Below are 20,827 nucleotides of genomic sequence, written 5' to 3' on the forward strand. Positions count from 1 at the left end.
TTGTTTCAAGTTATGTCCGCAATTCCTGGACGCACGCCGCGCCATCCATGACCCAGTCCTCCCTGCCTGTCCCTACCGCCACTGCCGCCGATGAACCCTGGCGGGCTGAATCCGGATCGTGGCTCCGACCCGGCGAGACTGTCCTGGCCGGACTGGCACTGGACCTCGACGCGAGGCTGCATTTTACCCAAGGGTGGCTGGTTGTGACGGACCAGCGCATCGTTGCCCGCGCCCCCGGCGAAAAAAATGTGCGGGAGTGGGACATCGCCCCGGCGCTGCGCTTGTCGCATACCGACCACGCGGGCGTGGGCACGCTGGAACTGAGCGGCCCGGCAGGCCGGCTCGCCAGCTGGCGATATACGCTTGGTTACAATCCCGCCGCTTTGCGGCTGGCGGACCAGTTCGAGGCCCAGCGCGATGCCGCCGCCTCGCAACCGGCCCCCGTGGCGGGCCAGGTGTTGTGCCCGAGCTGCAAGGCGCCGCTGCCGCCGGACGAGGAACAGTGCCCGCAATGCAGCCGCGAGCTGGAGACGCCGCCGTCGACCTGGGCGCTGCTGCGGCTGTGGCGCTTTGCCCGCCCATACCGCTGGCAACTGCTGGGCGGCTTCATCCTGACGCTGCTGTCGACCGCCGCCACGCTGGTGCCGCCGTACCTGACCATGCCGTTGATGGACCGGGTGCTGATCCCGTTCCAGAACGGCGTGCCGATTGACTATGGGTTGGTACGCCTGTACTTGGCAGGGCTGCTCGGCGCGGCGCTGGTGGCGTGGTCGTTGGGGTGGGCACGCACCTATCTGCTTGCGCGGGTATCGGAGCGCATTGGCGCCGATCTGCGCACGACAACGTATGAACATTTGCTAAAGCTGTCGCTAGAGTATTTCGGCGGCAAGCGCACCGGCGACCTGATGGCGCGCATCGGCTCTGAGAGCGACCGCATCTGCGTGTTCCTGTCGCTGCACCTGCTGGACTTCGCCACCGACGTGCTGATGATCGTGATGACGGCGGTGATCCTGGTCTCGATCAACCCCTGGCTGGCACTGGTGACGCTGGTACCGTTGCCTTTCATCGCCTGGATGATCCACCTGGTGCGTGACCGCCTGCGTCACGGCTTCGAGAAGATCGACCGGATCTGGTCGGAGATCACCAACGTGCTCGCCGACACCATCCCCGGCATCCGCGTGGTCAAGGCGTTCGCGCAGGAAAAGCGCGAAGTCACGCGTTTCCGCGAGGCCAACAGGCACAACCTGGCGATCAACGACCGCGTCAACGCGGTCTGGTCGCTGTTCACGCCGACGGTGACGCTGCTGACCGAGATCGGGCTGCTGATCGTGTGGGTGTTCGGCATCTGGCAGGTATCGCACAGTGCCATTACCGTGGGCGTGCTGGTGGCGTTCCTGACCTATATCAGCCGCTTCTATACGCGGTTGGATTCGATGAGCCGGATCGTCTCGGTAACGCAGAAGGCCGCCGCCGGGGCCAAGCGCATCTTCGACATCCTCGACCATGTGTCGAGCGTGCCGGAGCCGACGCGGCCAGCCCGGCTGGACCGGGTCGAAGGCGCCATCGACATGAGCGACCTCGGCTTCCGCTACGGCAACCGCGCGGTGATCCGCGGGCTGAACCTGTCGATCGCGCCGGGCGAGATGATCGGCCTGGTCGGCCACAGCGGCTCGGGCAAGAGCACGCTGGTCAACCTGATCTGCCGCTTCTACGATGTCTCGGAGGGCGCGATCCGCGTCGACGGGGTCGATATCCGCTCGCTGCCGGTATCGGAGTACCGCCGCCATATCGGCCTGGTGCTGCAAGAGCCGTTCCTGTTCTTCGGCACGATTGCCGACAACATTGCCTACGGCAAGCCTGATGCCACGCGCGAAGAGATCATCGCCGCGGCGCGCGCCGCCCATGCGCATGAGTTCATCCTGCGGCTGCCGCACGGCTATGACTCGCTGGTCGGCGAGCGCGGCCAGGCGCTGTCTGGCGGCGAGCGCCAGCGCATCTCGATTGCGCGCGCGCTGCTGATCAACCCGCGCATCCTGATCATGGACGAGGCCACCTCGTCGGTCGACACCGCCACCGAGAAGGAAATCCAGAAGGCGCTCGACAACCTGGTGCAGGGCCGCACCACCATTGCGATCGCGCACCGCCTGTCGACGCTGCGCAAGGCCGACCGGCTGGTGGTGATGGACCGCGGCCAGATCGTCGAAGTGGGCAGCCACGACGAACTGCTGCTGCGCGAAGGCGCGTACTACAAGCTCTACCAGGCGCAGGCGCGCAACGTCGATACCGAAGAAGACGACGCCGAAGAGCCGATCCAGATCCCGGAGACCGCCCATGCCCAATGACATTGCCGCCGCCGCGCCGACCCCCGTGTTCACGCTGGACCGCAACCCGTTCGGCCGCCTGGTGCTGATCGCCGAGGACGGCACTGTCCATGAGGGCGTGGTGCCGGTGCGCGCCTTCCCGATCTCGGCGCCGCAGGGCGGCATCGGCATGATGAGCGCCGACGGGCATGAGGTGGTATGGATTCCCAGGCTGGAAGACCTGCCGATCGCCGAGCGCGACATGATCGAGGCGGAGCTCGCGGCGCGCGAATTCATGCCGGAGATCGAGCGCATCGTCAGTGTGTCGACCTACGCCACGCCCAGCGTGTGGACGGTGAAGACCGACCGTGGCCAGACCGACCTGGTGCTGCGCGGTGAAGAGGCGATCCGGCGCCTGGCCGGCAGCACGCTGCTGATCTCGGACACGCACGGCATCCACTACCTGATCCGCGACCTGATGGCGCTGGACAAGCACAGCCGCAAGATACTGGACCGCTTCCTCTGAGGGGCGGTCGGGAGATCAGTGCAGCAGCTCGGACGAATCGTCCTCGTCGTCCCAGTCGTCGTGCATCACCGGCACGTCGGGAGCCATGTCGAACACCATCGAGTGATAGCGCACGCTGAACCACTCGCGGAACATCTTCAGCGACAGTTCCTCGGGCCATGCCGAGTCGTCGAACCATTCGCCGAGCATGAACTCGAAAAACTCCTGCCAGCGCTTTTCGACCCAGTGGACGGCGTTCTCGTGCGTGTCGGCCAGCTCCTCGGGCAGCAGGAACACGCTCTGGTCTTCGCGCACCTGCTCGAGCGTGAGGCCGGCCACGGGCTGGGGATCGACCGCCTGGATCCAGTCCAGGAACGGTTGTTCCGGAACCAGGGCGATCATCGAGCGGTTGATGGTGAAGCGAGGATGGTCGGACATCGCGAAAGCCTTGAATGACTGCAGCGGGCTATTGTAGTCCTTCGATTCCGGGATGTAGCGATGAACCATGCCTCCGTTACGTCACTGCCGCGATAGCGGTTACTGGTAGTCCAGCGTAAACACCATCGAGCTGCTGACATCACCCGGCGACGGGGTGCCGCCGAGGCTGGCATAGCGGGCGCCGAAGCGATAGGTGGCGGGTACGTTGGCCTGGATGCTTCCCATGGCATTGCGTACCTGCAGCGGTACCGGCGCGGTGCCGCTGGCATTCATGATCTGCACGCCCGCGCCGCCCGCCGCGCCGGGGGTCCCGGCATTGCTGAGGCCAAGGATGCCGGACGCGGTCGACAGCACCGGCGTGCCGGCGGCGGCGTCCAGCGTCATGCCGACGATGGCCGCACTGTTGCAGCTCAACTGGATGGCGAATGGCGTGTTGCCGCCGGAGCCTTGCGTCGCAAGCGTCTTGGCGCTGATCGCAGGCAGGCTCACCGTGGTGGGCGCGACGACATTGCAGGCGATTTCGCGCGTTGCGATGGTGCCGGAAAAGCCGATGTAGTTGTCGCGGTTACCCGTGCCGCTCAGCGCGCCTTCCACCGACCCGTTATAGACCCCGAAGCCGAAGCGCGTCTGGGCGGGGTCGAGGTTACCGGTCGAAATCGGCCCGGTCTTGACGAACTCGATGGTCACCGACACGGAATAGGTCAGGTCGGCATTGAGATGGCCCAGGTTGGCCGAGCGGGTGTCGCACCAGACGCCCGAAGCATTGGTCATCGGCTGGCCAGCGGCATTGCGCAGGCGGATGCCAACGCCCGCGACACCGGTGGAATAGACGCCTGGCCTTACTTCGGTACCGGACCCGTAGTAGCACGAGACGATCGGGGCGCCAGGCACCACCCAGGGCAGCACGTTGGTGCAGCTGCCGCTGAACTGGTAGCTGCGCACCGTTCCGGGAATCGTGCTGCCCTCGGCAAGGTTGACCGCGATGGCCATGCTGTCGAGGGTCTGGTCGTAAGGCAGAGATGGCGTGGCAGTGCACTTCGCATACGCAAGGTGCGGTGCCGCGAAGCACGCCACCACGACCAGCCAGCGGCGCAGGAGATGGAACAGTTGGGATCGGTTCATAGCAGGGTCAGGGATGCGGCTTGCCTTGTCGAAAGCCCGCGGTGCGCGGGAGTCCGGCCCATGACAGCCGGCGGCATGCCAGTCAAAGTTCCTTGCTACGATAGGACCCGCACACTCGTGAAGCGATAAGGCTTGGCCTATTTTGCGGTAGGAAATTTTCCCGTCCCTGGCCGTCGCACAAAAAGAAAAAAGCCCTCGGCCGGGTGGGCGAGGGCTTGAAGTGGCAGCGGGCGAGTCGCGGATCGCCCGCATCGGATCATGGGCCAGCATGGCGCGCCCGGCATCCCCAAATCTGGGGATGTTGCTTTTTCGCGGCGCATGCCGGTGGGCGCCGCCGGGAAAAGAAAAACCCGCGCAGCCTGAGCTGTCGCGGGTTGCTGGTCCTGCTGGTACTGCATCGGACTGAATACTGGTGGAGCCGGCGGGAATCGAACCCGCGTCCGCAAGCCCTCCACAGAGAGTTCTACATACTTAGTTCTGTCATTTGATTTAACCGGCGCATCGCGGACGAACACGCTCTACGACGGCGAGTCACTAGGTTTTCGTCCCCGGCTTCGTGACCCTTCCGGAGCTTATCTGACGTAAATGACCTCGCGTGGTCTTGCGACCCTAGCCCGTCAGCGAGCCAGTGCGAGGACGGCGGCCCTTAGGCTGCCAGTGCGTAACGTTCGTCGTTAGCAGTTATTGCATTCCCATTGATTAACGAGGTGACGGGTCCTCGGTATGCCCTCCACTGCTTTGTAACCCACGTCGAAACCAGGTCGGCCCCAGTGAGGAAGCTGGATTGTACCCGGTTGGACGCAAGCTGTCTTGGGGAGTTCCAGGCCGGCTCCCCGGATACTGCCAGCGCACTTTCAGGCGATCGCGGCGGGCACCAGCAGCGGGATCAGCTCCGCCGGGTGGCGGATCAGGTGGTCCGCGCCCCAGGCCTCGGGCGGGTCGCCGTCGCCGCAGTAGCCATAGGCGGCGGTCACGGTGATCATGCCGGCGGCCTTGCCGGCCTGGATGTCGCGCAGGTCGTCGCCGACATAGACGCAGCGGCTCGGGTCGACGCCGGCACTCGCGGCGGCATGCAGCAACGGGGCGGGGTGGGGTTTGGCGTGCGGCGTGGTGTCGCCGCTGACGACGGCGCTGGCGCGGGGCGCCAGGCCGATCGCGGCGACCAGCGGCACCGTGAAGCGCGCGATCTTGTTGGTGACGATGCCCCACGGGATGCCCGCCGCCTCGAGCGCGTCCAGCACCTGCGGCATGCCGTCGAACAGGCGCGTGTGCACAGCGATGTCGGCCTCGTAGTAATCCAGGAAGGCGTCGCGCAGGGCCGGAAATTCCGCGTCTTCGGGGCGCAAGCCGAACGCGGCACCCAGCAGTCCGCGTGCCCCATGCGAGGCGACTGGGCGCAGTTTGTCATAGGCCACCGGCGGGCGGCCGCGTGCGACCACCAGCCGGTTTGCCGCCGCAGCCAGGTCCGGCGCGGTGTCGGCGAGGGTGCCGTCCAGATCGAAGAAAACGCCCGCGATCGCCACGCTCATGCCGCCACCCGGCGGAAGGCCATCAGGTAGTTCACGTCCGTGTCGCGGCTCAGGCTATAGACCTGCGACAGCGGGTTGTAGGTCATGCCGCGCAGCTCGACCAGGTCAAGGCTGGCCTGGCGCGCGAAGCGGGCCAGTTCGGAGGGCGTGATGAACTTTTCGTAGTCGTGGGTCCCTCGCGGCAGCATATTCAGCACGTATTCCGCGCCGACCACGGCCAGCAGGTACGCCTTCAGGTTGCGGTTGATGGTCGAGAAGAACACATGGCCGCCCGGCCGCACCAGCGTCGCGCACGCCTGCACGATCGAAGCCGGATCTGGGACGTGTTCCAGCATTTCCATGCAAGTGACCACCTCCACGCTGGCCGGCTCGCGCGCGGCCAGCGCTTCGGCGGCGATCTCCTCGTAGGTCACGGCAACGCCGGACTCGAGGCTGTGCAGGTCGGCCACCTTCAGCGCCTTGCTGGAGAGATCGATGCCGCGCACGGTCGCTCCGAGGCGCGCCATGCTCTCGGACAGGATGCCGCCGCCGCAGCCCACGTCGACCACCCGCTTGCCCGCCAGTCCGGCGATGCCATCGATCCAGCTCAGGCGCAGCGGATTCAGCTCATGCAGCGGCTTGAACTCGCTCTGCGGATCCCACCAGCGGTGGGCCAGTTCGCTGAATTTGTCGATTTCCTTGGGGTCGGCATTCCGGCGCTGCGGGTGCTGGCTGGCGGCGTCGGCTGCGGGGAGGGTGTGCGATTGCAACGTCATCGTATGCGGGTCCGGCGGCGCTGGCCGCGGCGGTGGAGGAAGGGGACAGTCCGGGCAACTGTACCAAAAAAAAAGCCCAGCTTGCGCTGGGCTTCTTGGATCGGAAGGGTTCCGATTAACGTGCGCTGCGGGTGCCGACCACTTCGACTTCCACGCGGCGGTTCGGCTGCTGGCAAGCGATCTGCGACTTGCGGTTGCCCTTGCACGACTTCGGATCAACCTTCAGCTGACGCTTGCCCTTGCCTTCGGTGTAGACGCGGTTGGCTTCGACGCCCTTGCTCACCAGGTAAGCCTTGACCGATTCAGCGCGGCGGATCGACAGGCGATCGTTGTACTTGTCCGAGCCGAACGAGTCGGTGTGGCCAACGGCGATGATGACTTCCAGGGTGATGCCTTGCAGCTTCGAAACCAGGTCGTCCAGCTTGGCCTTGCCTTCGGGCTTCAGCACAGCCTTGTCGAAGTCGAACAGGGTGTCAGCAGCGAAAGTGACCTTCTCGCTCGAGACAACCGGCGGAGCCACCGGAGCCGGTGCCGGTGCTGCTACGGCCGGGGCCAGGGCGCCGTCGCACAGCGCGTTGGCCGTGGCCGGGGTCCAGGAGCTGTCGCGCCAGCAGAGCTCGTTCGTGCCATTCTTCCACACGTACTCGCTCGTACCGTTGCCCCAGTTGTCGTTCACTGCCTTCTTTTCATAAGGGACGGACTGAGCTTGAGCGGATGCAGCCATTACTGCGGTAGCTGCAACGAGCGCGAGCTTGGCAAATTTTTTCATATTTCTCCTCTCAGGATGAGATCACCGCAGGGTTACTGCGAGCAAATGGACGAAAACAAGTCATACATTCTTCGGAGTATAACATTCTCGATGTGGCGGATGCTCCACTTCGAACAATGTCTGGCTCTTCGCTGGGGAATTGTGCCACAAGGGTCGTTTCCTAAGAAGTAAATATATTCGATTCGCCGCATGGGTTTTGGGCCTGTGGTGTTTGTGCAACATGGGTCTTGTATCGCCCGCAAAGCCTTGTGGCATCAGGGATTCCGGGTTTCGGCAGCAGCCCCCGCGGGATGCCGCGAGGCCTGTCCGGAGAGCGTCGGGCAGGGGGTGCCGGCATGTTAGAATGGCACGTTGCCCAGCCGTCAGGCGCCCACCGGCGCCGCGTGCCAAAGGCCCGTCATTTGCTTAAACCTGCCGCATAAACCACGCCGCAATGGATCCATTCGCAAAAGAAACCCTTCCGGTCTCCCTAGAAGAGGAAATGCGCCGCTCTTACCTGGATTACGCCATGAGCGTGATCGTCGGGCGCGCGCTTCCAGATGTCCGGGATGGCCTGAAACCGGTGCACCGGCGCGTGCTGTATGCGATGCACGAACTCAACAACGACTGGAACCGCGCCTACAAGAAGTCGGCCCGTATCGTTGGAGATGTGATCGGTAAGTACCACCCGCACGGCGATACCGCAGTCTACGACACCATTGTGCGCATGGCGCAGGACTTCTCGCTGCGCTACATGCTGGTCGATGGCCAGGGCAATTTCGGTTCCGTGGACGGTGATAACGCCGCGGCCATGCGTTATACCGAAATCCGCCTGTCGAAAATCGCCCACGAGATGCTGCATGACATCGACAAGGAAACCGTCGATTTCGACAGCAACTACGACGGCTCTGAAAAAGAGCCCTCGATTCTCCCGGCGCGTATTCCCAATCTGCTAATCAATGGTTCGTCGGGTATTGCGGTGGGTATGGCCACCAATATCCCGCCGCATAACCTTAATGAAATCGTCGACGGTTGCCTGCACCTGTTGCGCAACCCGCAGGCGACCGTGGATGAGCTGATTGAATTGATTCCGGCTCCGGATTTTCCGACCGCCGGCATTATCTATGGCATTCAGGGCGTGCGCGAAGGCTACCGCACCGGCCGTGGCCGCGTGGTGATGCGCGCCAAGACGCACTTCGAGGATATCGACCGGGGCCAGCGCCAGGCCATCATCGTCGACGAGCTGCCGTACCAGGTGAACAAGCGCACCCTGCTGGAACGCATCGCCGAGCTGGTCACGGAAAAGAAAATTGAAGGCATCTCGGATATCCGCGACGAGTCGGACAAGTCCGGCATGCGGGTGGTGATCGAGCTCAAGCGCAACGAGGTGCCCGAGGTCGTCCTCAACAACCTATATAAGAACACCCAGCTGCAGGACACCTTCGGCATGAACATGGTGGCGCTGGTCGACCGCCAGCCGCGCCTGCTGAACCTGCGCCAGATGCTGGAGTACTTCCTGGCGCACCGCCGCGAGGTCGTTACCCGCCGCACCGTGTTCGAGCTGCGCAAGGCACGCGAACGCGGCCATGTGCTGGAAGGCCTGGCGGTGGCGCTGGCCAACATCGACGAGTTCATCGCCATCATCAAGGCCGCCCCGACGCCGCCGATCGCCAAGCAGGAACTGATGAGCAAGGCGTGGGACTCGGCGCTGGTCCGCGACATGCTGGCCCGGGCCGAAGGGGAAACCCCGGGCGGGCGCGCATCGTACCGGCCGGACGGGTTGCCGGCGGTGTTCGGCATGCAAGCCGACGGCCTGTATCGGCTGTCCGACGGCCAGGCGCAGGAAATCCTGCAAATGCGCCTGCAACGCCTCACGGGCCTCGAACAGGACAAGATCGTCCAGGAATACCGCGACATCATGGCGGAAATCGCCGATCTGCTGGACATCCTGGCGCGTCCGGAACGTATTACCACCATCATCATCGACGAACTGACGGCAATCCGCGCTGAATTTGGTGATGAGCGGCGCTCGCAGATCGAGCTGAACGCGACCGAGCTGGACACAGAGGACCTGATCACCCCGCAGGACATGGTGGTGACGCTGTCACACAGCGGCTACATGAAGAGCCAGCCGATCTCTGAATACCGTGCGCAGAAGCGCGGCGGCCGGGGCAAGCAGGCGACGGCGACCAAGGAAGACGACTGGATCGATACCCTGTTCGTGGCCAATACCCACGACTACATCCTGTGCTTCTCCAACCGCGGCCGGTTGTACTGGCTGAAGGTCTATGAGGTGCCACAGGGCTCGCGCAACTCGCGCGGCCGGCCGATCGTCAATATGTTCCCGCTGTCGGAAGGCGAAAAGATCAATGTGATCCTGCCGGTGCGGCAGTTCGACGCCGAGCACTTCATCTTCATGACGACCGCGCGCGGTACCGTCAAGAAGACCGCGCTGACCGAATTCTCCAACCCGCGCAAGGCCGGCATCATCGCGGTCGACCTGGACGACGGCGATTACCTGATCGGCGCGGCGGTGACCGACGGCCAGCACGACGTGATGCTGTTCTCGGACGCCGGCAAGGCCGTGCGCTTCGACGAGAACGACGTGCGTCCGATGGGTCGCCAGGCGCGCGGCGTGCGTGGCATGAACCTTGAAGACGGCCAGGCCGTGATCGCGATGCTGGTGGCGCCAGCCGAGACCGCTGAAGAGTCGGCGGATGCGGGCGTGCGCGGCAGCGTGCTGACCGCGACCGAAAACGGCTACGGCAAGCGCACTCCCATCGCCGAGTACACTCGACATGGCCGTGGCACCAAGGGCATGATTGCGATCCAGACGAGCGAGCGCAACGGTCGTGTGGTGGCTGCGGCACTGGTTTCGCCCGAGGACGAGATCATGCTGATCACCACCGGCGGCGTCCTGATCCGTACCCGTGTGGCGGAAATCCGCGAAATGGGGCGCGCCACGCAGGGTGTCACGCTGATCAACGTAGACGAGGGCACCAAGCTGTCCGGGCTGCAGCGCATCGTCGAAAGCGATGCCGACAACGGCGGCAACGGCGAGGAGCCTGACGAGGCCGAGGGTGCGGACGGTGCCGAGGGCGCCGAAGGTGCCGCCGGTGCGGATGCCGACGCCAAGCCGTAAGACCAAACGTAAGTTGTTGCAACAATAGGACGCCAGCCGGAACTCGCCTCGCGGCTGTCCGGACTAAAACGGACGTATTTACCAGGGAGTCACAATGCTCAAAACCTATCGACGTATCGCTGTTCTGGCTGCTTTTGTTCCGACCTTCATGATGGCGCAGCATGCCCACGCACAGGACGCGGATAAGACGGCAGCCATCAAGGAACTGCTTTCCGTCATGCAGGCAGACCAGGCTGTGAAGGGCCAGGCAGAGAACTGGCAGCAAGGCGCCAAGCAGGAAGCGCCGCTGGTCCTCGAGCAGGTGCTGGTCGAAAACAAGACCCTGAACGACAAGCAGAAGCAGGCCGCCGTTGAAAAGCTGAAGAAGAACGGCGCGGTCCAGCGTGTGGTGGATGGCGCCGGCACGGCGTTCACTACCGACGCGTTCCGCAAGGACGCGATCCAGGCGCACTACGATGCCTTCGGCAAGTACTACACCACGCAGGAACTGAAGGACCTGACCACCTTCCTGAAGTCGCCGACCGGCCAGAAGTTCATGGCCAACCAGGGCAAGGCAACGCAGGAAATCTGGGGCTCGATGATGCAGAAGTACGGCCCGCAGGTCGGCAAGTCGATGCGCGACGCCGCCGAGAAGGAAATCACCGCCGCTTCGAAGTGATGCCGGCGTGATCCGCAACGGATCCGCCCGCCACCCGTCCGAGCGCGCTTGCACGGGCGCTGTAACCCCGGGGCTGGCCCCCGGGCGCCCAACGGGGCGCGGGTTTGAGGGATAATGGCTGCTTGGGTAACACCGGCAGCCATTTTTCCATCCCCCGTCTCATGAACGATCCCCAGAATCCCGCTCTTGCCGGCATGATGCAGCGTGCATTGGCCGAACGCGTCTACAACTTCTCGCCCGGCCCGGCAGCGCTGCCCGCCGAAGTGCTGCAACAGGCCGCCGAGGAGATGCTGTCCTGGCGCGGGACCGGGGTTTCGGTGATGGAGATGAGCCACCGCAGCCGCGAGTTCGAAGGCATCCATGGCCAGGCCATCGCCGACCTGCGCGAGCTGCTGCATATTCCCCCCAACTATCGCGTGCTGTTCCTGCAGGGCGGCGCCATCGGCGAAAACGGCATCGTGCCGCTGAATCTGATGCGCCTGCGCCATGCCGATGCACCCAAGGCCGACTTCGTCGTCACCGGCACCTGGTCGGTCAAGACCGAGCAGGAAGCCCGCCGCTACGGTGCGGTCAATATCGCGGCCAGCAGCGAGGCACAGAAATACCACCGCATTCCCGCCGTGGCGGACTGGAAGCTGTCGGACGATGCCGGTTATGTCCACCTGTGCACCAACGAGACCATCGTCGGCGTGGAGTTCCAGGACATTCCCGATATCGGCCAGGTCAAGGGCGAGCGGGTCGTGGTGGCGGATGCTTCCAGCCATATCCTGTCGCGCCCGATCGACTGGTCGCGCGTGCAGGTGGTCTACGGCGGCGCGCAGAAGAACATCGGACCGGCCGGGGTCACCATCGTGATCGTGCGCGAAGACCTGATCGGCCATGCCCATCCGCTGTGCCCGTCGGCATTCAGCTGGCGCCTGGTGGCCGAGCACAACTCGATGTACAACACTCCGCCGACCTATGCGATCTATATCGCCGGCCTGGTGTTCCAGTGGCTCAAGCGCCAGGGTGGCGTGCCCGCGATCGAACAGCGCAATATCGCCAAGGCGTCGGCGTTGTACGACTACCTCGACCAGAGTGATTTCTATCGCAACGAGATCCACCCCAGCTGCCGCTCGCGCATGAACGTGCCCTTCTTCCTGGGCGACGAATCGCGCAACGAGGCGTTCCTGCAGCAGGCCCGGGCCAACGGCCTGGTGCAACTGAAGGGGCACAAGACCGTGGGCGGCATGCGCGCCAGCATCTACAACGCCATGCCGCTGGAAGGCGTGATGGCGCTGATCGAATTCATGCGCGAGTTCGAGCGGACCTCCGCCTGACGCGCATTCCCGAAGGCGGCTCGCGCATGCCAGCTACGGCATGCCGGCCTGCTCGGGCAGTGTTCCTGGCCGCCACGCCCGGCGGCCCACCGGATTGATACAACATGACAAGCCAAGACCGCACCCCCGCGCGCGAGGAGACGCCGCCCAATGCGCCGCAGAACGGCGACAGCCCCCTGAGTGATGCCGAGCGCAAGCTGTCGGTCGAGCTGGGACCACTGCGCGAGCAGATCGATAGCGTCGACCGCGAACTGCTGGCGATGCTGAACCGCCGTGCCAAGCTGGCGCTCGAAGTCGGCGAGGTCAAGAAGAAGTACGGCGCGCCGGTGTTCCGTCCGGAGCGCGAGTTGCAGGTCATCCGCAAGGTGCAAGGGGCCAACCCGGGCCCGCTGCTGGGCGAAAGCGTGGCGGCAATCTGGCGCGAGGTGATGTCCGCCTGCCGCGGGCTGGAGAAGCCGCTGGAAGTGGCGTTTCTGGGGCCGGCCGGCACCTTCTCGGAGCAGGCGCTGTACGCGCATTTCGGCCATGAGGTGTCGGGCGTGCCTTGCCCCAGCATCGACGAGGTGTTCCGCGCGGTCGAGGCGGGCACGGTCGAATACGGCGTGGTGCCGGTCGAGAATTCCACCGAGGGCGCGGTGTCGCGCACGCTCGACCTGTTTCTGCAGACCTCGCTGAAGATCAGCGGCGAGATCGCGCTCAAGGTGCACCACAACCTGATGGCGTCGACCCCCGACATGAAGGGCGTCACGGTGGTGCGCGCGCACGCGCAGGCGCTGGCGCAGTGCCAGCACTGGCTGACCGCCAACTATCCGCAGCTCGAGCGCCAGGCGGTGTCGAGCAATGCCGAAGCGGCGCGCATGGCCAGCGAAGACCCGACCGTGGCCGCGATCGCCGGCGAGTCTGCCGCCAACCGCTACCACCTGCACCTGGTGCGCACGCATATCCAGGATGATCCGCACAACCGCACGCGCTTTGCCGTGATCGGCCGCTATGAGACCGAGCCCTCGGGCAGCGACCAGACCTCGCTGATCCTGTCGGTGCCCAACAAGGCCGGCGCGGTGTACCAGCTGCTGGCACCGCTGGCCGCGAACGGCGTGTCGATGTGCCGCTTCGAGTCGCGTCCGGCGCGCAGCGGCGCGTGGGAATACTACTTCTACGTCGACGTGGAAGGGCACCAGCATGAACCGTCGGTGGCGCGCGCGATTGAAGAGCTGCGCCGCAACGCGGCCTACCTGAAGGTGCTCGGCTCGTATCCGTCGAGCAAGTAAGGCAGCCGCACCAGCACAAGGAGACAAGATGGCAGAGCAGGGCAAGCAAGGCGGCGCTACGGTGTTCGGGCCGGATTATGTACGGGCGATTTCGCCATACGTGGCAGGTAAGCCGATTTCCGAAGTCGCGCGCGAGTTCGGCCTGGACGAGGCCGGCATCGTCAAGCTCGCCTCCAACGAAAATCCGCTGGGCATGCCGGAATCGGCTCGCACCGCGGTGGCCGCGGCCGTGGCCGAACTGGGCCGCTATCCCGATGCCAACGGCTTTGCGCTGAAGGGTGCGCTGTCGGCGCGCTTCGGCGTGCCCGCCGACTGGCTGACGCTGGGCAACGGCAGCAACGACATCCTGGAACTGGCCGCCCATGCGCTGGTGGAGCCGGGCCAGTCGATTGTCTATGCCGAGTACTCGTTCGCGGTGTACGCGCTGGCCACGCAGGAGATCGGCGCCCGCGCCATCGAAGTGCGCGCGCTCGACTACGGCCACGATCTCGACGCGATGGCCGCGGCGATTGCGCCGGATACGCGCCTGGTCTTTATCGCCAACCCCAACAACCCGACCGGCACCTTCCTGCCGGCGGCGCGGATCGAGGAGTTCCTGCAGCAGGTGCCGCGCCATGTAGTGGTGGTGCTGGACGAGGCCTACAACGAGTACCTCGATGCCGACCAGCAATACGACGCGATTGCGTGGGTGCGCCGCTACCCCAACCTGATGGTGTCGCGCACGTTCTCCAAGGCCTATGGCCTGGCGGGGCTGCGCATCGGCTATGCGGTGGCGCAGCCGGAGCTGACCGACCTGCTGAACCGCATCCGTCAGCCGTTCAACGTCAACAGCGTGGCGCAGGCCGCCGCCATCGCCGCGCTGGCCGATACCGATTTCCTCCGCCGCAGCGCCGAGCTGAACCGTGATGGCAAGCGGCAGCTGACCGAAGCGTTCGACCGGCTCGGCCTGGAATACGTGCCGTCGTCCGGCAACTTCGTGCTGGTGCGCGTGGGCGACGATGACGGCGCCGGCGCGCGCGTGAACCTGGCCTTGCTCAGGCAGGGTGTGATCGTGCGTCCGGTGGGCAACTACAACCTGCCGCGCTGGCTGCGCGTGACCATCGGCTTGCCAGAAGAGAACGCGGCGTTTATCGCGGCGCTGGAGCGGGCGCTGGCCTGAGGGCGGCCGCTGCAAATTGCGCCGCCCATTGATTGACCTCGGTCTGAACCGAACTACTGCCGCTTGCGGCCTGTGATTGTGAGTGCATTGCATTTTTCCCGTGTTGTCATTGTCGGCGTCGGCCTGATCGGCGGCTCGCTCGCGCTGGCGCTCAAGCGCGCCGGCGTGGTAGGCACGGTGGTGGGGGTCGGGCGCTCGGCGGCTTCACTGCAGAAGGCGCTGGACCTGGGCGTGATCGACGAGGCCGCGACGCTGGCCGATGCCGCGCGCGGCGCCAGCGTGATCGTGCTGTGCGCGCCGGTGGCGCAGAACTTCGCGCTGCTGCATGCGCTCGAGCCGCACCTGCAGCCGGGCACCATCGTCACCGATGCCGGCAGCACCAAGTCCGACGTGATCATCGCCGCCAAGACCGCGCTGGGCGACAAGGCCGCGCAGTTCGTGCCCGCCCATCCGATCGCCGGGCGCGAGCTCAACGGCGTCGAGGCCGCGCTGCCAGGCCTGTACGACGGCAAGAAGACCGTGCTGTGTCCGCTGCAGGAAAACGCGCGCGCCGATGTTGCCGCGGTGCGCGCCATGTGGGAAAGCGCCGGCGCGCATTGCCACGTGATGTCGGCGGTGCAGCACGACGCGGTGTTTGCCGCGGTCAGCCACCTGCCTCACGTGCTGTCGTACGCGCTGGTGGCGCAAGTTGCCAACGCCGAAGATGCGGCGCTGAAGCTGGGCTTTGCCGGCGGCGGTTTTCGCGACTTCACGCGGATCGCGGCCTCGTCGCCGGAGATGTGGCGCGACATCTGCGTCGCCAACCGCGACGCCCTGCTGCGCGAACTGAATACTTACCAGTCGGTGCTCGCGCACCTGAAGACGCTGATCGAGAAGGGCGACGGCGACGCGCTCGAGCGCATCTTCACGCGCGCCAGCAAGACCCGCCTGGCCTGGGGCGCCGAGCGTGCCGCGGGCAACAACCATATCGAACCCTGATGGCCGGCCCTGGCCAATCGCCTGACCGCGGCGCCCCGGCGCCCACGACATCCATGGAACACCTGACGCTAGGCCCCCTGACCCGCGCCCACGGCACCGTCCGGCTGCCGGGCTCGAAGAGCATCTCCAACCGCGTGCTGCTGCTGGCCGCGCTGGCCCACGGCGAGACCCGCGTGCGCGACCTGCTCGACTCCGACGACACCCGCGTGATGCTGCAGGCGCTGCGCACGCTGGGCGTGGCCTGGCGGCAGGAGGGCGCCGACTACATCGTCACCGGCGCCGGCGGCAACTTCCCCAACAAGTCGGCCGAGCTGTTCATGGGCAATGCCGGCACCGCGATCCGTCCGCTGACCGCCGCACTGGCGCTGCAGGGCGGCAACTACAAGTTGTCCGGCGTGCCGCGCATGCATGAGCGGCCGATCGGCGACCTCGTCGATGGCCTGCGCCAGGTCGGCGCGGTGATCGACTACCTCGGCAACGAAGGCTTCCCGCCGCTGCATATCCAGCCGGCCAGCCTGCGCATCGACGCGCCGATCCGCGTGCGCGGCGATGTCTCGAGCCAGTTCCTGACCGCGCTGCTGATGAGCCTGCCGCTGGCGCAGTCCGCCAGCGGCCGCATCGAGATCGAAGTAGTGGGCGAGCTGATCTCCAAGCCGTATATCGAGATCACGCTGAACCTGCTGGCGCGCTTCGGCATCGAGGTGGAGCGGCAGGGCTGGGAGCGTTTCATCCTGCCCGCAGGGGCGGCTTACCGCTCGCCGGGCGAGATCTTTGTCGAGGGCGATGCGTCGTCGGCTTCGTATTTCCTGGCCGCCGGCGCGATCGGCGGCGGCCCGGTGCGGGTCGAAGGCGTCGGCATGGCCAGCATCCAGGGCGATGTGCGCTTTGCCGATGCGCTCAACCGCATGGGCGCAAATGTGATGGCGGGCGACAACTGGATCGAGGTGCGCGGCACCGAGCGCGACGACGGGCGCCTGCATGGCATCGAGCTGGACTGCAACCATATCCCCGATGCCGCCATGACGCTGGCGGTGGCAGCGCTGTTTGCCGAAGGCACCACCACGCTGACCAATATCGCCAGCTGGCGCGTCAAGGAAACCGACCGCATCGCCGCGATGGCGACCGAACTGCGCAAGCTGGGCGCCGTGGTCGAGGAAGGCGCCGACTACCTGCGCGTGACGCCGCCGCAGCCGTGGCAGACCCCGGCCGACGGCATTGGCACCTATGATGACCATCGCATGGCAATGTGTTTCTCGCTGGCGGCGTTCGGCCCGTTGCCGGTGCGGATCAATGATCCGGGCTGCGTGGCGAAGACCTTCCCGGACTACTTCAGCGTGTTCGCCGGCGTCACGCGCTGACGAGATCGGCGCCGGTGCCAGGGTTGGCAGGCGCTGCGGCGCTGCCGCCGGCCGCCGACGCCTGGCGATGTTCGCGCTTGTCCCAATACCGGTCGAAGAAGTAGTGGGCCACGGTATTGATGGCCGGTTCGATAAAGGTGACGGCACCGCTCACGGCCAGACTGCCGGTCAGCGCATAGGTCACGCTGAACGCGATGCCGAGGTGCATGATGCCGAACGTCAGGGTTTTTGTCATGGTAGATTGCCTCGCGACCAATACTGAGGGATGCGCTGCGCTTGCCGCGGCGCGATGCCATGGATCAAATAGTAATGATTCTCAATAGAATTAACAATCAATCGTTTCACTGGGTGCCATAAGCAATGACTATCGTCAACGTCATCACCATTGACGGACCGACTGCCTCCGGCAAGGGCACGGTGGCGCACAAGGTTGCCGACGCGGTGGGCTTCCACCTGCTCGACAGCGGCGCGCTGTACCGGCTGGTAGCGCTGGCCAGCGACCGCGCGGGTGTTGACCTGGCCGACATGGACGCCCTGGCGCGGATCGCGTCGCGCCTCGATGTGAAGTTCGGGCCCGACCGCGTCTGGCTGCAAGGCGAGGAAGTGAGCCTGGCCATCCGCGCCGAGGCGATCGGCAACCGCGCCTCGGCCATCGCCGTGCACCAGCCGGTGCGCGACGCGCTGACCCAGCTGCAGCGCAGCTTCCGCAAGCTGCCCGGGCTGGTGGCGGACGGCCGCGACATGGGCACCGTGATCTTCCCGGACGCCCAGCTCAAGGTGTTCCTGACCGCGAGTGTCGAGGCGCGCGCGCGCAGGCGCTATAAACAATTGATTGATAAGGGAATTTCTGCTAATATCGAAGACCTTTTGCGTGACCTCGAGGCGCGCGACGCGCGGGATCGAACCCGTGCCGCCGCACCGCTGCGTCCCGCCGAGGATGCAAAGCTGCTCGATACCTCCGACATGACGGTGGATCAGGCGGTGGCGCAGGTGCTGGAGTGGTTTGCCGCTGTGCGGTCCGGTGCATGAACGCATCGGACGCATGACAAGTGAACGGACCTCGCCCGCACCAGATGGCGCCAGCCCGGACATGCCTGACCGGCCCGACGCTGGCTTTTGTCAAACCTGACCCCGCTGCACTGGCAGACTGAGCGCGATAGTCGCGCCGGCCAGCGTACCGCGGATTTCACCTTACGTTTATGTCCGACCTGCAAACTAACGAATCCTTTGCCGCACTGTTCGAGGAATCGATCGCCCGCTCCAATATGAAGGCTGGCGAAGTGATCTCCGCTGAAGTCGTGCGCATCGACCACAACTTCGTGGTCGTCAATGCCGGCCTCAAGTCCGAGGCATTTGTGCCGGTGGAGGAGTTCCTGAACGACCAGGGCGAACTCGAAGTGCAGGCCGGCGACTACGTCTCCGTGGCCATCGACGCACTCGAGAACGGCTATGGCGACACCATCCTCTCGCGCGACAAGGCCAAGCGCCTGGCCTCGTGGCTGAACCTCGAGAAGGCCCTGGAAGACGGCGAAATCATCTCGGGTACCGTGACCGGCAAGGTCAAGGGCGGCCTGACGGTGATGGTCAACGGCATCCGCGCGTTCCTGCCGGGCTCGCTGGTTGACGTGCGTCCGATCAAGGACACCACCCCGTACGAAGGCAAGACCCTGGAATTCAAGGTCATCAAGCTGGACCGCAAGCGCAACAACGTTGTGCTGTCGCGCCGCGCCGTGGTCGAAGCCACGCTGGGCGAAGAGCGCCAGAAGCTGATGGAAACCCTGAAGGAAGGCGCCATCGTCAACGGTATCGTCAAGAACATCACCGACTACGGTGCGTTCGTTGACCTGGGCGGCATCGACGGCCTGCTGCACATCACCGACCTGGCCTGGCGCCGTGTCCGCCACCCGAGCGAAGTGCTGTCGGTTGGCCAGGAAATCACCGCCAAGATCCTCAAGTTCGACCAGGAAAAGAACCGCGTCTCGCTGGGCGTGAAGCAGCTGGGCGAAGATCCGTGGGTCGGCATCTCGCGCCGCTACCCGCAAGGCACCCGCCTGTTCGGCAAGGTCACCAACCTGACCGACTACGGCGCGTTCGTCGAGATCGAAGCCGGCATCGAAGGCCTGGTGCACGTGTCGGAAATGGACTGGACCAACAAGAACGTGGCCCCGTCCAAGGTGGTCCAGCTGGGCGACGAAGTGGAAGTCATGGTGCTGGATATCGACGAAGACAAGCGTCGTATCAGCCTGGGCATGAAGCAGTGCAAGGCCAACCCGTGGGACGATTTCTCGCGTAACCACAAGAAGGGCGACAAGCTCGCCGGCCAGATCAAGTCGATCACCGACTTCGGCGTGTTCATCGGCCTGCCTGGCGGTATCGACGGCCTGGTGCACCTGTCCGACCTGTCCTGGCAAGAGTCCGGCGAAGAGGCCGTGCGCAAGTACAAGAAGGGCGACGAAGTCGAAGCCGTGGTACTGGGCATCGACGTCGACAAGGAACGCATCTCGCTGGGCATCAAGCAGCTGTCGGGCGATCCGTTCAACAACTTCATCTCGGCCAACGACAAGGGTTCGCTGGTGCAGGGCACGATCAAGGCCGTTGACGCCAAGGGTGCCGTGGTCCAGCTGGCCGACGACGTCGAAGGCTACCTGCGCGCTTCGGAAATCTCCGCCGACCGCGTGGAAGATGCCCGCAACGTGCTGAAGGAAGGCGAGCAGATCACCGCCCTGGTGGTGAACGTCGACCGCAAGTCGCGCAACATCAACCTGTCGATCAAGGCCAAGGACAGCGCAGAGCAACAGGAAGCGATGCAGAAGTTCCAGGCCGACACCGGCACGGCTGGCACGACCAACCTCGGCGCCCTGCTGAAGGCCAAGCTCGGCCAGGACAACCAGTAATCGCAGGCCCCCGCGCTTGCGCGTATGCCCATGACCAAGTCGGAGCTTGTCGAAAAACTGGCTGCCCGCTTCCCCCAGCTGCTGCTGCGGGATGCGGACATCTCGGTGAAAACGATACTCGACGCGATGTCCGAAGCGTTGGCCGACGGCCACCGCATCGAGATCCGCGGATTCGGCAGTTTTGGTCTGAACCGGCGTCCGCCTCGCGTGGGGCGCAATCCCAAGTCCGGCGAGCGGGTGCTGGTACCTGAAAAACGGGTGCCGCACTTCAAGGCGGGCAAGGAATTGCGCGAACGGGTTGACCGCAGCCAGCCGGCGCCCGCGGGCGTCAATGGCAACGGCCATTCCGGCGGCACGGCGCAAGTCCTGCCGGGCAAGGCAGGCCAGGGCGCGGCATCCGCCGCGCCGACGGGGTTGCACGAGAGCGGACTGGATTTCATTCGTTCCTGACTTCGACTGGCACTGCCTGCTACTGAGTTGTGAAAAAAGCGTCCCTTGGGGCGCTTTTTTTTTGGTCGATGCAAACCGGGGCGGCATGCCGCCGCGCCTGCCAGGCACACCGTCCACGCCCGCGAGGCGCGGGCCGGCACGCCGTTACCGCCACGTTACCGAATCCGTGAAGTGATTCCGTTACAATGCCGGGGTCTTTGCCGG

Annotated in this window: 18 protein-coding genes and 1 other RNA gene; 12 read left to right on the top strand and 7 right to left on the bottom strand. The window is 65.1% G+C overall.

The window, feature by feature from the left end; genetic code table 11:
- The first annotated feature begins 47 nt into the window (after positions 1-47).
- Positions 48-2,342, top strand: coding sequence for a cyanophycin metabolism-associated ABC transporter (locus MKD50_RS20580; RefSeq protein ID WP_115706278.1), 2,295 nt, complete (start codon positions 48-50; stop codon positions 2,340-2,342).
- Positions 2,332-2,826: a cyanophycin metabolism-associated DUF1854 family protein gene (locus MKD50_RS20585; protein ID WP_240073875.1), complete on the top strand. Its 495-nt coding sequence runs from the start codon at positions 2,332-2,334 to the stop codon at positions 2,824-2,826. Before MKD50_RS20580 ends, MKD50_RS20585 begins: the two co-directional genes overlap by 11 nt.
- A gap of 15 nt (positions 2,827-2,841) precedes the next feature.
- On the opposite strand, the gene MKD50_RS20590 is transcribed toward MKD50_RS20585, so the two are convergent.
- The 6 genes from MKD50_RS20590 to ompA form a co-directional block, all read right to left on the bottom strand.
- The gene (locus MKD50_RS20590; RefSeq protein ID WP_115706571.1) at positions 2,842-3,243 is read right to left on the bottom strand and encodes a hypothetical protein; all 402 of its coding nucleotides are present in this window, start codon (positions 3,241-3,243) and stop codon (positions 2,842-2,844) included.
- Positions 3,244-3,342: 99 nt separating this feature from the next.
- Positions 3,343-4,365 carry a fimbrial protein gene (locus MKD50_RS20595; RefSeq protein WP_252668487.1) on the bottom strand — a complete coding sequence of 341 codons (1,023 nt, stop codon included), beginning with the start codon at positions 4,363-4,365 and terminating at the stop codon, positions 3,343-3,345.
- A 410-nt stretch (positions 4,366-4,775) separates the two neighbouring features.
- Positions 4,776-5,134, bottom strand: a transfer-messenger RNA (tmRNA) gene (gene ssrA / locus MKD50_RS20600).
- 85 nt (positions 5,135-5,219) lie between these two features.
- The gene (gph, locus tag MKD50_RS20605) at positions 5,220-5,894 is read right to left on the bottom strand and encodes a phosphoglycolate phosphatase (RefSeq protein ID WP_115706280.1); all 675 of its coding nucleotides are present in this window, start codon (positions 5,892-5,894) and stop codon (positions 5,220-5,222) included.
- Positions 5,891-6,649: a bifunctional 2-polyprenyl-6-hydroxyphenol methylase/3-demethylubiquinol 3-O-methyltransferase UbiG gene (gene ubiG / locus MKD50_RS20610; protein ID WP_252668489.1), complete on the bottom strand. Its 759-nt coding sequence runs from the start codon at positions 6,647-6,649 to the stop codon at positions 5,891-5,893. Before ubiG ends, gph begins: the two co-directional genes overlap by 4 nt.
- A 115-nt stretch (positions 6,650-6,764) precedes the next feature.
- Complete coding sequence (ompA, locus tag MKD50_RS20615; protein WP_012352078.1) at positions 6,765-7,418, bottom strand: outer membrane protein OmpA; 654 nt, start codon at positions 7,416-7,418, stop codon at positions 6,765-6,767.
- A 433-nt stretch (positions 7,419-7,851) separates the two neighbouring features.
- Here ompA and gyrA point away from each other — a divergent pair, with 433 nt between their 5' ends.
- The 7 genes from gyrA to aroA all read left to right on the top strand — a co-directional run bounded on the left by gyrA (position 7,852) and on the right by aroA (position 17,279).
- Positions 7,852-10,539, top strand: coding sequence for a DNA gyrase subunit A (gyrA, locus tag MKD50_RS20620; protein WP_240073878.1), 2,688 nt, complete (start codon positions 7,852-7,854; stop codon positions 10,537-10,539).
- Between the two features lie 94 nt (positions 10,540-10,633).
- Positions 10,634-11,197: a DUF2059 domain-containing protein gene (locus MKD50_RS20625; protein ID WP_115706283.1), complete on the top strand. Its 564-nt coding sequence runs from the start codon at positions 10,634-10,636 to the stop codon at positions 11,195-11,197.
- Between the two features lie 161 nt (positions 11,198-11,358).
- The gene (gene serC, locus MKD50_RS20630) at positions 11,359-12,516 is read left to right on the top strand and encodes a 3-phosphoserine/phosphohydroxythreonine transaminase (protein ID WP_252668491.1); all 1,158 of its coding nucleotides are present in this window, start codon (positions 11,359-11,361) and stop codon (positions 12,514-12,516) included.
- Positions 12,517-12,620: 104 nt separating this feature from the next.
- Entirely contained in the window at positions 12,621-13,784 is a 1,164-nt protein-coding gene (pheA, locus tag MKD50_RS20635; RefSeq protein WP_115706285.1) for a prephenate dehydratase, read from the top strand.
- A gap of 28 nt (positions 13,785-13,812) precedes the next feature.
- A complete protein-coding gene (hisC, locus tag MKD50_RS20640) occupies positions 13,813-14,943 on the top strand; it encodes a histidinol-phosphate transaminase (RefSeq protein ID WP_252668493.1) in 1,131 nt (376 codons plus the stop codon).
- Between the two features lie 78 nt (positions 14,944-15,021).
- Positions 15,022-15,921 carry a prephenate dehydrogenase gene (locus MKD50_RS20645; RefSeq protein ID WP_240073881.1) on the top strand — a complete coding sequence of 300 codons (900 nt, stop codon included), beginning with the start codon at positions 15,022-15,024 and terminating at the stop codon, positions 15,919-15,921.
- A 53-nt stretch (positions 15,922-15,974) separates the two neighbouring features.
- Positions 15,975-17,279, top strand: coding sequence for a 3-phosphoshikimate 1-carboxyvinyltransferase (gene aroA / locus MKD50_RS20650; protein WP_115706287.1), 1,305 nt, complete (start codon positions 15,975-15,977; stop codon positions 17,277-17,279).
- Here aroA and MKD50_RS20655 read toward each other — a convergent pair.
- Positions 17,269-17,514 carry a DUF2061 domain-containing protein gene (locus tag MKD50_RS20655; RefSeq protein WP_252668494.1) on the bottom strand — a complete coding sequence of 82 codons (246 nt, stop codon included), beginning with the start codon at positions 17,512-17,514 and terminating at the stop codon, positions 17,269-17,271. The two genes, aroA and MKD50_RS20655, sit on opposite strands and share 11 nt — an antisense overlap.
- A 125-nt stretch (positions 17,515-17,639) precedes the next feature.
- Here MKD50_RS20655 and cmk point away from each other — a divergent pair, with 125 nt between their 5' ends.
- The 3 genes from cmk to MKD50_RS20670 all read left to right on the top strand — a co-directional run bounded on the left by cmk (position 17,640) and on the right by MKD50_RS20670 (position 20,623).
- On the top strand, positions 17,640-18,308 hold the full coding sequence (gene cmk / locus MKD50_RS20660) for a (d)CMP kinase (RefSeq protein ID WP_115706289.1): 669 nt from the start codon (positions 17,640-17,642) through the stop codon (positions 18,306-18,308).
- 170 nt (positions 18,309-18,478) lie between these two features.
- Positions 18,479-20,173, top strand: coding sequence for a 30S ribosomal protein S1 (gene rpsA, locus MKD50_RS20665; protein ID WP_062797346.1), 1,695 nt, complete (start codon positions 18,479-18,481; stop codon positions 20,171-20,173).
- A gap of 30 nt (positions 20,174-20,203) precedes the next feature.
- Positions 20,204-20,623 (top strand): integration host factor subunit beta, encoded by a 420-nt coding sequence (locus MKD50_RS20670; RefSeq protein ID WP_252668496.1) that lies wholly within the window; start codon positions 20,204-20,206, stop codon positions 20,621-20,623.
- Positions 20,624-20,827: the final 204 nt, after the last annotated feature.

This window comes from Cupriavidus mimosae (assembly GCF_023952485.1).
In the GTDB taxonomy this organism is placed as follows: Bacteria; Pseudomonadota; Gammaproteobacteria; order Burkholderiales; family Burkholderiaceae; genus Cupriavidus; species Cupriavidus taiwanensis_C.

What these genes read in the sequence shown, in the direction of transcription:
- MKD50_RS20580 (WP_115706278.1), top strand. Translation starts at nt 48, where the DNA reads ATGACCCAGTCCTCCCTGCCTGTCCCTACCGCCACTGCCGCCGATGAA.
- MKD50_RS20585 (WP_240073875.1), top strand. Translation starts at nt 2,332, where the DNA reads ATGCCCAATGACATTGCCGCCGCCGCGCCGACCCCCGTGTTCACGCTG.
- MKD50_RS20590 (WP_115706571.1), bottom strand. Translation starts at nt 3,243, where the DNA reads ATGTCCGACCATCCTCGCTTCACCATCAACCGCTCGATGATCGCCCTG.
- MKD50_RS20595 (WP_252668487.1), bottom strand. Translation starts at nt 4,365, where the DNA reads ATGAACCGATCCCAACTGTTCCATCTCCTGCGCCGCTGGCTGGTCGTG.
- gph (WP_115706280.1), bottom strand. Translation starts at nt 5,894, where the DNA reads ATGAGCGTGGCGATCGCGGGCGTTTTCTTCGATCTGGACGGCACCCTC.
- ubiG (WP_252668489.1), bottom strand. Translation starts at nt 6,649, where the DNA reads ATGACGTTGCAATCGCACACCCTCCCCGCAGCCGACGCCGCCAGCCAG.
- ompA (WP_012352078.1), bottom strand. Translation starts at nt 7,418, where the DNA reads ATGAAAAAATTTGCCAAGCTCGCGCTCGTTGCAGCTACCGCAGTAATG.
- gyrA (WP_240073878.1), top strand. Translation starts at nt 7,852, where the DNA reads ATGGATCCATTCGCAAAAGAAACCCTTCCGGTCTCCCTAGAAGAGGAA.
- MKD50_RS20625 (WP_115706283.1), top strand. Translation starts at nt 10,634, where the DNA reads ATGCTCAAAACCTATCGACGTATCGCTGTTCTGGCTGCTTTTGTTCCG.
- serC (WP_252668491.1), top strand. Translation starts at nt 11,359, where the DNA reads ATGAACGATCCCCAGAATCCCGCTCTTGCCGGCATGATGCAGCGTGCA.
- pheA (WP_115706285.1), top strand. Translation starts at nt 12,621, where the DNA reads ATGACAAGCCAAGACCGCACCCCCGCGCGCGAGGAGACGCCGCCCAAT.
- hisC (WP_252668493.1), top strand. Translation starts at nt 13,813, where the DNA reads ATGGCAGAGCAGGGCAAGCAAGGCGGCGCTACGGTGTTCGGGCCGGAT.
- aroA (WP_115706287.1), top strand. Translation starts at nt 15,975, where the DNA reads ATGGAACACCTGACGCTAGGCCCCCTGACCCGCGCCCACGGCACCGTC.
- MKD50_RS20655 (WP_252668494.1), bottom strand. Translation starts at nt 17,514, where the DNA reads ATGACAAAAACCCTGACGTTCGGCATCATGCACCTCGGCATCGCGTTC.
- cmk (WP_115706289.1), top strand. Translation starts at nt 17,640, where the DNA reads ATGACTATCGTCAACGTCATCACCATTGACGGACCGACTGCCTCCGGC.
- rpsA (WP_062797346.1), top strand. Translation starts at nt 18,479, where the DNA reads ATGTCCGACCTGCAAACTAACGAATCCTTTGCCGCACTGTTCGAGGAA.
- MKD50_RS20670 (WP_252668496.1), top strand. Translation starts at nt 20,204, where the DNA reads ATGACCAAGTCGGAGCTTGTCGAAAAACTGGCTGCCCGCTTCCCCCAG.